At 32.3% G+C, this 13,677-nt stretch carries 10 protein-coding genes; 3 read left to right on the top strand and 7 right to left on the bottom strand.

The window, feature by feature from the left end:
- Nucleotides 1-6 precede the first annotated feature (6 nt).
- Nucleotides 7-1,062, top strand: coding sequence for a hypothetical protein (locus OEW74_RS04065; protein WP_265427282.1), 1,056 nt, complete (start codon nucleotides 7-9; stop codon nucleotides 1,060-1,062).
- Between the two features lie 11 nt (nucleotides 1,063-1,073).
- Nucleotides 1,074-2,585 (top strand): hypothetical protein, encoded by a 1,512-nt coding sequence (locus OEW74_RS04070; RefSeq protein WP_265427283.1) that lies wholly within the window; start codon nucleotides 1,074-1,076, stop codon nucleotides 2,583-2,585.
- A 180-nt stretch (nucleotides 2,586-2,765) separates the two neighbouring features.
- Here the strand turns inward: OEW74_RS04070 and OEW74_RS04075 are convergent, their stop codons facing one another.
- From OEW74_RS04075 to OEW74_RS04105, 7 genes are all read right to left on the bottom strand, one after another.
- Nucleotides 2,766-3,956, bottom strand: a complete 1,191-nt coding sequence (locus OEW74_RS04075; RefSeq protein WP_265427284.1) for a HEPN/Toprim-associated domain-containing protein — start codon at nucleotides 3,954-3,956, stop codon at nucleotides 2,766-2,768.
- A gap of 108 nt (nucleotides 3,957-4,064) precedes the next feature.
- Nucleotides 4,065-4,895 carry a hypothetical protein gene (locus tag OEW74_RS04080; RefSeq protein WP_265427285.1) on the bottom strand — a complete coding sequence of 277 codons (831 nt, stop codon included), beginning with the start codon at nucleotides 4,893-4,895 and terminating at the stop codon, nucleotides 4,065-4,067.
- Between the two features lie 23 nt (nucleotides 4,896-4,918).
- Nucleotides 4,919-6,178 carry a toll/interleukin-1 receptor domain-containing protein gene (locus OEW74_RS04085; RefSeq protein ID WP_265427286.1) on the bottom strand — a complete coding sequence of 420 codons (1,260 nt, stop codon included), beginning with the start codon at nucleotides 6,176-6,178 and terminating at the stop codon, nucleotides 4,919-4,921.
- 101 nt (nucleotides 6,179-6,279) lie between these two features.
- Nucleotides 6,280-7,131, bottom strand: coding sequence for an HNH endonuclease (locus tag OEW74_RS04090; protein ID WP_265427287.1), 852 nt, complete (start codon nucleotides 7,129-7,131; stop codon nucleotides 6,280-6,282).
- Entirely contained in the window at nucleotides 7,132-8,622 is a 1,491-nt protein-coding gene (locus OEW74_RS04095; protein ID WP_265427288.1) for an AAA family ATPase, read from the bottom strand.
- A gap of 27 nt (nucleotides 8,623-8,649) precedes the next feature.
- The gene (locus OEW74_RS04100; RefSeq protein WP_265427289.1) at nucleotides 8,650-9,426 is read right to left on the bottom strand and encodes a DUF6602 domain-containing protein; all 777 of its coding nucleotides are present in this window, start codon (nucleotides 9,424-9,426) and stop codon (nucleotides 8,650-8,652) included.
- Between the two features lie 314 nt (nucleotides 9,427-9,740).
- Complete coding sequence (locus OEW74_RS04105) at nucleotides 9,741-10,001, bottom strand: helix-turn-helix domain-containing protein (RefSeq protein ID WP_265427290.1); 261 nt, start codon at nucleotides 9,999-10,001, stop codon at nucleotides 9,741-9,743.
- Between the two features lie 654 nt (nucleotides 10,002-10,655).
- Here OEW74_RS04105 and OEW74_RS04110 point away from each other — a divergent pair.
- The gene (locus tag OEW74_RS04110) at nucleotides 10,656-13,649 is read left to right on the top strand and encodes a SusC/RagA family TonB-linked outer membrane protein (RefSeq protein ID WP_265427291.1); all 2,994 of its coding nucleotides are present in this window, start codon (nucleotides 10,656-10,658) and stop codon (nucleotides 13,647-13,649) included.
- The last annotated feature ends 28 nt before the right edge of the window (nucleotides 13,650-13,677 follow it).

Here is a 13,677-nt window from a genome sequence, read left to right on the forward strand (position 1 = left end):
AATTAAATGGCAGACAACAACGATTTACAGCAGGAAGGAGCTTTTCCACAACGGGACCTTCAGATTCATAACATTGGTTCATATACCTTAGATTTAAATGCTAACAACCATACAAGTTTGGAAGTAAATGACAATGAGGTGGATTATATGAATTTTATACATGGTATTGTTCATGAAATTTCAACTAGGGAGGGGAGGCAGTTTATATGTAATAGTATGCATACTGAGGTTATTAATATTGTCAGCCAAATTGTGAATGGTAATATAGATTTCAGTGAAGTAGATGCAATTGCCGACAGATTACTAAGAGTTGAAGTGGAAGCTCAGGAAAAAATTTTGAAATTAGGTAAGCAATTGCACGAAGGGTTGCTTATCATTTCACATATTACTGATAGAGGTATTGAAAAAATAATAATTTGTAAAGCTGAAACGCTTTCCTATATAGAAAGCAAAACCTTTACTCAACAAGATGGATTTCCATTAAAGAAAAAGATTTTTAAATCTGTTCAAATTACTTTTGACAAGGACAAAAATATAGGAGATATTTATGTTAATGATATTAATCCATCAATATCAAAATATTGGAGTGAGAGTTTCTTAGAACTTGCAAAAAAATATGAAGATGAGGAAAATACAAAAAAAGCTTTTACTGTAATTGAATCGAAAATTCTTAATGCTATAAGAAAAGAATCAAATATTGATTTTTGGAACTTAAGAAATACTACAATTCATTATTTTCGTTCAAATGAAGAATTTGTGATGGAAGATTATATTGAAAGATGTTTAAATGGATATGATCCGGAAAAAGAAGGTTTAAATATGGTTCAATATATAGATAAAGCTAGAGAACTTCCTGCAAAATTTGCTTTTGACCCACAATTTAGCTTAGTTAAAAATGCCATAACTGCAAAAATAAAAAGAACTATTACTTTACATGAAAGCATCGATTTGGTTCTCAAAGGAGAAATAAATCCTGGTACCATAGAAAGTGCTCGTAATGATAGACAAGAAAAAGGTATATTTATCAAGACCTCAACGGGCTTCAATGAATTTAGTGGTTAATCTATAAAAGTATGAGATATCATGATTTTTTTAATAGTATTGGAACTCCTAACAAAATTGAAATTTTTGAAGAAGATTTCAATGAATTTACAATAGAGTATTCATATTCGACAATCCGATTGCCTACAGAAGAAACCATCAAAAATATTCTTGCGGAAGTCAAAAACTCGGATATTTGTTCTGTCTATTTATCTATTGATCAAGGTGAACCTATTATAATCAAAGATGATATTAATTTTTCATCAAGTTTCAACGATCTAAATAATTTATTGTCAAGTCATGAAGAGGGAGAAAAAATCAACGTTAAAATCAATATTTATAAGACTTCAACCAATAACCAATTCCACTTTTATTCAAAAGACTGTTTTTTCAATTATATGAAATCATTTGACAGTTTAAGTTTAGCAAACTTTTTCTCCAGTAGTGTTTTTAATCATACTTCAAAGATTTATATATTAATAAATGATTTTGTTGGTACATTAAATAGTAGTAAATTCTTTATTGCTGCGCAATATCAACTAGAAGAAGAAGATTATGATTATCGTGAAAAGAGAATTACTAATATTACTTCTAATAATCATTCATCATTTTTTGGTAAACTAAAGGTTCTTCCAGAAGATTTCATTTTCAACGGTAATGGAGAAATGGAATTGTCAACATTGGAGCGATTTAAAAGGGTAGGCAAAATTCTTGTGATATCATCAATTTTTGATATCACAGATTTAACAAGAGAAAATTTTTACTATAAATTAAATGGCTATAAGTCAATAAGTGAATCAGTAGACGCCGATAATATTAATATTAAAAATTTAGATGATTTTTACAATATATATTTATGGATATATGGTAGCGGCAGTATATTAGATAAAATTGGATTAGCAAGAAACTTAATCTCCTTACATCTAAGAAAGAATTCTACCTTAGAGCTTGAAGGCGATGTATTTGAATCGTTAAAATCCAGCTACAAGATTTATGAAAAACAGAATGTAAAGCAATATATTGAAGTCAGAAATAAAATGTCTGACCAGATATTAGATTATGGCAAGCGAGTAGCAAGTTTTACAGACAACTTTGCAAATGGTTTTCAAAAGTCTGCACTTTCGTTAGTTACATTTTTCTCTTCTTTAATAGTCACGAGAATTCTTGCTACACCAAAAAATAATTCAGATTTTATCATGTACAGTACTTTGATAACTTTGGTTTTTATTGGAATAACGCTGGTTTACATGATAATTTCAAGATATGAGCTGAATGAGCAAGAAAGTAGATTTAAAAAAAGTTACGAAGATTTTAAAAAGAGATATACCGATTTATTAACAGAGGAAGATATCGCACGTATTCTTAATAATGATGAAGAACATAATTCTGATTTATTATATATCAAGAAAAAGAAAAAATGGTATACTACTCTTTGGATTGTAGTGCTTGTTCTAATATTTATTGCTACAATTATATATTACATTTGTGGAAATGCTGCTCAGACTTTACCAGAAAACACTGTTCCTAAGCCGAAATTCATATAAATCCTATTTAACGAGAAGATAAATTTTCCAAATATTCTTAGATAGTTCTAATTTGCTCTTTGCTTTTAGGTAAGTGCGCAATCGTTCAACATCTAGTTTAGAATCTAACATGTATACCTTAGAATTTATACTCAGGATGCCGCCGGACAATCACTGTTGTGAAACTTCTTTCTTACATCATTATATTTCTTCATTTCCTCGAAGTTGAAACGCTGTAAATATTGATTTTAAAATAAGCTCCATCTCTTCGAAATTTGAAGATCCTTCGCATTTTAACTTTTTACGAAATTTTTCTTGTACCAATTTTTTATCTGAAATTTCTCCTTGATATTTATTTTCTTTCTCATTAAATGCTTTCCAATGAATAGGTATATAAGCTTGTTGTTCAATTAAAACATCAGAACCTAAATACATCTCAATACCGCAAGCTAATCCGTTAATATTCATTCTCCTGACACCTGTTGGACCTAAAGTAGGATATCTTTTTGCTAATTTCAAATCTGGAAGTTTCAAAACTTTTATATTACTAGGAATTTGTACTTGCATTAATTTTTTCATTTCCATAAGACCAGTTGTGTCATTATCGAAAAGAACGATTATCGGATGTGTAATATTAACGGCAGAAAATGAGGTTACTAATTTAACTAAAGCTGAAGCATTGCTCTCGACTTTATACTCATCAAAATCTATAAAGTGAAAATAAGAAAATAAATGGGGGTGTAGTTTTTTGATAGAGGCTCCTATAAATTCCACATCTGTCCTGCCTTCGGTTAATACTAGAATTTTCTGAAAATCTATTTTTCTTGCTTCGCTTTCACCAACCCAGCCATTATTTATTACATCTGACAAATCATATTCAACTATAGCATCTTCAGGAGCAACGCTTAAGATGGAATAAAGGTGGCTTTTCAACGACTGCCCCAAAATACCCAATTCTCCAGCAATTAAAGCATCTCTGAAATTTGTATATAGTTGTTCATAATTACAATCATTTGTTCTAATAATATCTGAGATCTCGTGAAGGTATTTTTTATAAGTAATTTTTGATAATGGAAAATCGTATAATCCTTCTTCCATAGCAATTTTCTTTGCCTTAGGAAATTCATTTTTTGCGTTCTCAGTTGTCATTCCAAATATTTCAAGACGTTCTTTACAAACTTTGACTTTTTGTCTATAGCCTTTGAATGTAAAATCATCATCATCATTTAAATAAGTATCTCCCCAAATCAATTCATTTCTTAGAGAGCTCCTTCTCGGCTCAATGATAAAATCTTCTGGAAGAAAAAGGAGATTTATAATCTCATCAAAAAAACTATTTTTAGAAGAAAATATCGGATAATTTGCAATGGTCATTTGTGAATAGGAACCCATGTTTTAATTTTTATTTGTACAATTCTAAAATTGGTAGATTGTATTTTTTAGATATTTTTTTGTCAACGCCATTAATCAAATCCTGACAACGTAAGGATTTTCTTTTATTTATTTTTTATTTTTAATTGTATGTCCGCTTAAAACTAAGTTCCAATTATTTGGAAACTGTTTACTTTTCCACGCAATATCAATGCTTTCAGGTGTTGCTATAGATATATCTTCAATATAGATAACAGCATAAAAATTTTCGAACCTAGAATCGTTGACATAATTTGTTGCATCAATTTTTATTTGGTCCATAAATTCATCAATATTATCATTCGCAGCATCAATATATTTGTATTCTATTGCAGTTTTCAGCTCAGGGATTAATATGTCTGGATTGTATGTTTTAAACTGTTGTACAAATGAGGCTTTGTTTCTTAGTCTACAACTAGGATAATAAAGTCCTAAAATCCATTTAACTTGCTTATATATGTCGCTTTCGTTCTTTATTGGTTTGTTTAAGTTTTTTATTATAAATCCTGTGTTTTGTAATATAGAATACAACTTAAGATTTTCGTCTACTTTTATTTTTGAATAATCGAAAAATGCGAATGGCTCCAAATACCTTCTAAAAAGCTGAGTTAGCACTAATTCATTCTCACCTTCAGGGTTAGTTAATTCGGACTCATGTATGTTTTTTTCAAATTGTTTAGTTAATTCATATTTAAAACTCTGTAACAAAAGTGGCATTTGTCGAATTTCTAAATATGATTGAATAAGAATATATAAATCTTTTAATCTCATTTCAATCCAGGATTTCGTCCAGCCAGGATAATCCTCATCGAAACCACCATGATTATCACCCATCATGATATTGAAATGCTCACTTTCAATTGAAATTAATGTCTTCCTAATATTTTTTTCGATTTTTTCAATTTCCTTTATCTGAAACATATGCTAGTGTTGTGATATTAGAGTTAAAGATTGGGTTTCTTTCCAATCTTAGGTAGTTTAATTTCAGGTTCGTTATATATTTCTCTAATTAAATCATTATAGCTATTTTCCACATTTTCATCCTTAGTTACATCAATATGAATAAACTGTTGCATAAAAGTAGGTATGCTCTCTGACATATTTCCTTTTCTTAATAGAGGAATAAACTTTTCATTTTTAGTCATATTATTATATAACTCCACATTCATAATTGAATATTCATATCCAACACCACCTGTTCGTTTATCCGCCTTTAACTTGTAGTTTGGTGTAAAAATTATTATTACTCTATGGGCTCGCCCTAGATTGTTTTCCACAAAATATTGCAAGTTTGCACCTGGTCTGAGATAAAAGCGATCTAATATTACTTCAACCCCATCGTCCGATAATCTGTTCGCTAATTTAAGTACCCAATCTTTGTGCTCTTCATTATCCCACGAATAAGAAATAAAAACTACAGGTCCTGCCGAAACATTATCTTCTATCTGTTCACTATTCTTCACTTTTTGCAATGGTTGCCCGTTTAAAAGATGTTCAATATACTCAACTTTATGATTTTCAAAAGGTTTTGTAATTTCTAGAATCCTCCTAATAACTTGAAGACTAATATTTTCGTCCAGATCTTTGAGAATATCATAATAAAAAATCTTTCTACTTGTGCTCTTACCTTCTTCGTTTCTCTTTTCAATGTATTGGGGATATGTTGGGAAATAGGGAGAAAAAAATCTTACTGTATTTATGAATCGTGGACCAGAAAAGTAAGTAGAAGTATCGGCTTGATTGTTAATTAATTCAAACAGCCGATTATATATCTCAATAGATAAACTTACTTTTTTTTCTTTATTTTTTTCATGAGACACTCCTTTTTTCATCTGTAACAAATTGAAATCAGATATGATTTGTTTGCAAAAATCATCTTCGGGGTAATTTTTTGCATAATTATATGCTTCTTCTATTGGTTTTCTCTTTGCAATCTCTACGGTAAGTTTTGTATGTTGATCATTAGTAAGAATATAAAATCGGCCATGGTGCAGGATATTTAAAGTAATCAGATGTTCTAAAATGTCATTCTGATTAATGCTATATTTTTCAACTTTTTGAAGGAATTCAGAAACGAAAGTATTAGACGCAAAAGTTAAAAGAGTGTCATTCTTTATATTTTCTCTTTCACTATATAAAAAATCTAGAATTTCCTTCCAATTTTCATTTAATAAATATTTGTATAAGTCTTCTTGGCTAATCATTAGTTTATAGTTTATTTGCAATTGTTTTTAGCTTTGCAACTAATCCAAATATAAGGAATAAATAACCATAGTGAAAATAACGAAAATCTAAATTTAGTAACTTAACTAAAATAACTATTGCCAACACAACCATCTAAAAATTGATCATTATCCTTCAAACTTTTGTACATTATAGTCTGCCAATCAAGCACACCAACACTATTTAAGCAACCTAAATATGTTTCCTCAAGATGATGCCTCAATTCGTCCCTGCTTCTTTGTAAAAGATTTTTTAAATTTAGTTGTCTTGTTCTTAGTTCTCTGTTGGCTTCATTAGCGAATAGTTCATCAATGTTATAAGCATTAAAATGATTTATTGAACGATTAAATTTATTATCATCCCAATGTGCTAACCTGGCAACCTTGTAACTAAAACTTAGTGGTTCTCCGCTTATTAGTTCAGCAACTATCCAAGGGTCTGTATCCACAATGTCAAAGTAGGGATGAAAAGTCTGCGTTTCCTCATTGATAGGATAACTAATCTTCTTTTCAGTATTACAGTCTCTACAAGATGGAACTAAATTCAATGGTGTAACAGAAAGATATGGGTATTCACTTTTGGGCAAATAATGATCAATAGTTTTAACTATTTTAACAGTACAATATGGGCAAATATTAAAAGGTGCAGAAAGGATTAGTCTATCATAAAAAGCTCTAGCATTTTCTCTAGTTAACATTCGATACTCATAGTAATATACTAAAGATTCTTTTGTTAATGTTAAACTTGGAGGAACCCCTCTAGGAATTTCAAAAAGGCTATTGTCTTGTACTTTTGTAATGTACTCATTTTCCAAAAGTGTTAAAGTTAATCTATTTGTATCAATCTGATCCTTCGTTGATTTGTTTACATTGTCACTTATGAAAACATCTAAAATATTGTCAACTGTTTCTGCTGGTTGTGCTATATTTTTCATCTACCTATCTTTATCAAAAAATAAACTTCGTAAAATTGATCTACCTTCTATACCTAATTTTTCATCAATTTCTTTTAGTGCTTTTTCGTAGCTATGATTATCTTTTACTAATTCTTTTAATATTTTATAGAAGCCAGATTCAGTAACTTCTAATCCAAAAACTTCATTGGTTAATACTCCAATATTTTCGCCAAAAGTTTCCAGCTTAGGCCTCTCAAACTTAGAATAATCTCCCATTCTTGAAAGTTTGTAAACACAAGAACTCGGAACCTCTTGTAATACAATGGGAGAATGAGTAGTCATAATACAGACAGCATTTCTATTTATTAATAATTTAGACAATGCTCTAATAAATGATGATAGAAGTGGTGGATGTAAATGGATTTCTGGTTCATCGAAAAATATTAGACTTTTCTCCTGCAATAACTCTACTAGTTTTGTGATGGTAAGCAAGATTATTTTATGCCCCGAACTTAGTTTTGTAAATTTTAAATGTAATTTACTTGGATTATGTGCACTATATTCTTTTTCAATAAATTCTGTTAGATTTTCATTTTTAAAAATAGGATCACTTTCCAACTCTTCAACGATACTTTTCCACCTATGAAATTTTTGAGAGCTAAGAATTAAACCAATACTAGAAATAAAGTCATCGGCAAAATCATTGATGGATAGCTGTCTTTCAATTTCCATTTTTTGTAAACCAATGAAGTGATATTTTATATCATTATTTTCAAGCTTATTATGAAACTCGTAATTATCAAAAGCACTAAAAGTTATACAAATAGCATTAGAAAATTTATCACTTTCATATTGAGTATTAAAAATGAACTTTCCGTCATTAAGATTGATATCGGGTTGTAATACGCTATTAAGCATATTGTTTAGTAGGTAGGATTTTCCTACTCCATTGCTGCCTATGATTATCTGGATATTTGATGGAGGATTTTGTTCTGCAACTATATTGAAGTCTATATTAGAAGTGTGACTATCCCGGAATGAATAACTAAAACTGTAATTGCTTAATCTAGCTCCACCATTAGCAATTCTTTTAAATTGATTCACTATAGTTGAATATGAAATATCTCTCATAAGAGAAATTGCTGTTATTTCTTCCTTTAGAGCTAAAGCTAATTTATCACTATTGAATGCAATATCATGCAAGCCATTTAAAACGAAATACTTGATTTCTTCAGGTAATTCATTTAAGGTTTCGTAGTAAGAGTCTTCAGTTCCTAAAGAAAAATAAACATTTTCAAGTGCTTGAAAACTGTCTTCAATCTTAATCTTTTTTTCAAGTATGCCTGTTTTTTGTCCAACATAAGCAATTCTAACCGCTCCAATTGTACATTTTTCCCCTTTATAGTCAACGTAACTTACACCAAATAATGTATAATATGAAAAATCATTCCAATCATCCCAACTTAAAAGGATTGTGTTTGTTGTGTTGTCAGGATAATTTCCAAATTTATCTGTAACTAAAAATTTCATTTCTGACATTTGAAAGTATCTTAATTGTTATAAACAAATCGTTCTATTTCTTTTAGTTTCTTTAGATCCCTCAATGGGAAAATCCATAAAATATCTATCTGATAAATCCACTGATGTTGTCATGTGAATAAGATTAGAAATGAAGTAAGAATGAGATAATTCCTCGAGTTCGTATAAATTATAAAAATTTGAATTACAGTCAGCATTTGTAGGAGGGTCTAGTTCAGAACCGTCAATCCAATGTCTTATAAAAATATTTCCTCCTAGTGAAAAATGATTAATAATTCCTCGAGATAGCCTTACTGAATCAGCTATGATATTAGAGTTTATCTTTCCTCTATAATCAAATGAAATTAAGCCTCTAAAAATCCTATTTTCATCTGTGCGACATAATGTTGGAAAACGATTTATAAAATTGAAATTTTCCACAATTTTACTTAAGCCATTTTTATCTGTACGACTAGATGATATGTTTGATTTTACTTCAATTATTGCTTTTACAGAATTTGGTGTAACAATTACAAAGCCACCTTCTTCAAATAAAGTAGAATGATTATTATCGTAAATAATTATATCTATTTGTTTTGATAAAATATTTTCGGTTGGTGTAATTTGTTGCGATATAAAGCCTGTGGCTACAGATAAATTGTTAGGCAGTTTTGTTTTTAACAATGACTTTAGCTTTTCCTCTTTGTATCTTCCGTCTTCACCCCAGTGTGCGTCTCCAATCAAATTTCTGACCCTATTTTTTATAATATCTAGCTCTCTATTCAGGGATTTTTGATATTCTAAAGTATTAATCATGGTTTTAAAGTTTGTTTTAATTCAAATATACAAAATTTCATAGGTGAATTTTTTGTTTTACTATAACTACATTAACAAAAAACTAACAAGACAAAAGCATTAAAGATGTACACTATTATTTGTACATTGACTATGGTTGTATTACATATAAGAAATTATAGAACTTCTGAAAAATATAGCAACCTGAAAAGAATAATATTAAGAGAAAGAACTATTATAAAGAAACATAAGAAGGTCTGCAACAATGTTCTGATCGTTACTATGAAGAAATTAGTAATAAAAAAGAATCCTAACTTCTTAGTTAGGATTCTTTTTTATTCTTCAATCTTATATTTCTTAATATCGAAATCAAAGTCAAAAAGTTCCTTGGGACTAATACCAAAAGCTGATGACATTTTCAACATCGTTTCTATAGTTGGATTGCCCTTACCATTTTCAAATTTATTGTAATTGCTTGAATCGAAATTTGAATTCTGTGCAACCTCATCCATTGAGTTATATTTTGTAGCTCGAATCTTCTTCAAATTTTCTGAAAACTCAAGCATAAATAATCTTAAGACTTCTTTGCTATCCATAAATAATGTATTTATGAGCAATTTTGGATTTTTGATTTAAAAATCCATGGTAATATATTACCATGGTATAAATAAAATTGCTATATTTGTAAAATAAGTTACAATAAATGTAACTTTGCGATACTTCAACGAATAATAGAAGCTATTGCTTAGAATCTCGCTTAGAAAACTGGTAATTTACGGAACGAGAGGATAAGTATTAAGCTCACGACCTAGGCGTGGGCTCTCTTATCTGTTCCAAGGTATACCAGTACCCCTAAGCTGATAATGTTGAGTCCCATGCCGTTTTTTTCCAATGCAGTTCGCTTTATCTCTACATAAAAAATCTAAGCCCGCTTCCTAAACATAGTATCAGACTACACGATACAATAGGAATGTACAACCTATTGCGGCTTTAAAAAGCTTACACGGGAACACAGATTTCATTCATATTAAATTCTTTCCGGTGCCTTGCTGTCACTGCTTTTAGAACCTCACCAGTCCTTTTTCATACTGAAGGGCATCAGGAAAGTCTTTATCTAAAAATGAATCAAAAAACTACTCAACTTAAAATCAGAAGAAAGAAAAAAGCCCCTTCCCATAGAGTTTGCAGACCAACGGGAAAGAGCGTAGTTCAGTAATTAATCTTTAAAAATTAAAAACCTTTACAAATCTATGAAAAATTCCTATTACAATATAGGAGGTATTTTCTTTGGGCTCATGTTGACCGCTGTAAGCATTCCTACAACTGCCCAGACACGCACCATTTCGGGTACCATCACCTCATCAGGCAAACCTCTATCAGGAGTCGTAATCTCCCAAGAAGGCAATGATCAGGTAACCATAACCGGGAACAACGGAATCTATACTTTACAGGTTTCAGCAGAAAATACCATCCTATTGTTCAGACACCCTGATTATGCAGAAGAAAAATTTGCACTCACTAATCAGAAAGTCGTTAATATCAGCTTAGAACAAAAAGTAAAGGGAATCGAAGAAGTTATTCTCAACGCTGGCTACTACAAGGTAAAAGACAAAGAAAGAACCGGTAGTATTGCCAAAGTTTCAGCAAAAGATATAGAAAATCAACCTGTCACCAACGTACTGTCTACAGCACAGGGAAGAATGGCAGGAGTCAGTATCACCCAGAATTCAGGAACTCCCGGAGGTGGATTTGATATTCAGATCAGGGGCAGAAATAGTCTTCGGACCCGAAGCAATTCTGTCATTGATGGCAATCAGCCGCTTTATATTATTGATGGTGTTCCGGTGGGTACGGGAATCAGTTCCTCATATGCCGGAAGTATCCTTCCCAATGCAGATATAAATCCGCTGAATAGTATAAATCCTAACGATATTGAAAGTTTCGAGATTCTGAAAGATGCGGACGCTACTGCCATCTATGGCTCACGGGGCGCTAATGGAGTGGTATTGGTAACTACCAAAAAAGGCAAAAAGGGAAATTTAAAACTGACCCTGAACTCTTCATATGGTCTGAGCCATGCCATTTCAAACCTCAAAATGATGAATACTGCTCAGTATCTCGATATGAGAAAGCAGGCATTTGCCAACAGCAATATCTCAGTCTATCCTGCTAATGCCTATGACATCAACGGAACCTGGGATTCCAACCGTTATACCGATTGGAGAAAGGAACTGATTGGTCATTATGCCGCTTTGTCCAATACCCAGCTGTCACTCAGTGGAGGAAGTGAAAATACTAATTTCCTGCTCAGTCTTGGTCATAATGAACAAACTACTGTGTTTGGCAGGGATTTCAGGTACAGAACCAATACCATTTCAGGAAATATCAGCCACAGGTCTGCTAATAGAAAATTCAGTTTTAACTCATCCAATATTTTTACAGCAACAGATAATAACCTAATTAGCTCTGATGCGACAAGGCAGTCGTATATTCTGGCTCCCAATGCACCCGCTCTTTATGATTCGGAAGGTAACCTTAACTGGGAAAACAACACCTTCACGAACCCTGCAGCTGCCTTTGAGAATTCCTATTCCAATAGCAATCTGCAATTCCTTAACAACATCAGTATGGAGTATGAAGCTTTTGAAAATTTTAAGCTCAAACTCAACGGAGGTTTAACCTATCAGACTTTTGAAGAATGGTCACTTCGTCCGAGTACAGCGTATAGTCCTTCTGCTGGAGCAACACCTCTCAATTCCATGTCCTCTAAATCCAATCAGAACAGACTGTCTATGGTGATAGAGCCGCAGATAAGCTGGATGTACAAAACAGGTAACCATAAATTTGATATCTTGGCGGGAGGAACCTATCAGAGAGATGTTTCAGACCGAGGTGAAATTCAGGGATCAGGTTTTGAAAGTAATGCATTTATCTATAATATAGGTGCTGCGATCAATAAAGTAATCCTTGATCAGATCAGTACTGAATACCGGTACGGTGCTTTTTTCGGCAGAATCAACTATCAGTACGATAAAAAATATATTTTCAATCTTACTGGAAGAAGAGACGGCAGCAGCCGATTTGGTCCCAATAATAAATATGCAATGTTCGGTGCTGTTGGGGCAGCATGGTTGTTTTCGGAAGAAGATTTTATGAAGAACATCTCATGGCTCAGTTTTGGAAAGCTGAGAGGGAGTTATGGTTCATCCGGAAGTGATAATATCGGGGATTACCAATACCTCGATACCTTTGCCACTGCTAACCTCATCTATAACGGCAGTACCGGATTGGCTCCAACAAAACTCTATAATCCTGATTTCAGCTGGGAAAGAACCATCAAAACAGAAGCTGCTCTTGAACTAGGATTGTTCAACAACAGGCTTAACCTAAGTGCTGCGTATTACCGAAACCGCTCAGGAAATCAACTGGTGGGCTATCAGCTTTCCTCAGTAACGGGATTCAGCAGTGTATTGGCTAATCTGGATGCCGTTATTCAGAATACAGGATTTGAATTTGAGGCAAGCGGAGAAGTTATCAGTAATGGGAATTTTTCATGGAGAAGTTCATTTAATATAACTATTCCCCGAAACAAGCTGATTTCCTTTCCGGGACTTGAAGGTTCATCCTATGCCAATACCTATGTTATCGGAGAGTCTGTAAACATTGTTAAACTCTATGAGCTTCAGGGGGTAAACCCTAATACTTTGGTCTATGATTTTACCGATTTCAATGGCGACGGAAAGATCGCATCACCGGATGACAGGCAAGTGATCAGAAATCTTGGACAGCAGTTTTACGGAGGACTAAGCAATGAATTACGCTACCGAAACTGGAACTTTTCTTTTTTGTTGCAGTTTGTAAAGCAACAGAGCAGAAACTATAACTCAGCAATGTCTTCACCCGGCATTATGGCGAATCTCCCGGTGGAGGCATTGAATGTATGGTCGCCTTCGAATCCCAACGGACTTTATATGCCATACCGCTCCACGTCTAATTCTTCCCACAGCCTTTTTCAAAATAGTGATGCCAGTGTTTCTGACGCTTCATTTATAAGGCTTAAAAATGTGCAGCTTACCTATAATCTCTCTTTGGACTCAGGTCTTTTCAGGGAAGTAAAGCTTTATTTTCAGGGGCAGAACCTCTTGACCTTAACGAAGTTCTTTGGAATTGATCCCGAGATGACCTCTTTTGGATTCCTGCCTCCTTTGAAAACGTTTTCATTTGGTATTCAGCTTACGCTGTGATGAATCCTTAACGGAAACCAAAGATCGT

This window comes from Chryseobacterium sp. YIM B08800 (assembly GCF_026163565.1).
Classification (GTDB): Bacteria; Bacteroidota; Bacteroidia; order Flavobacteriales; family Weeksellaceae; genus Chryseobacterium.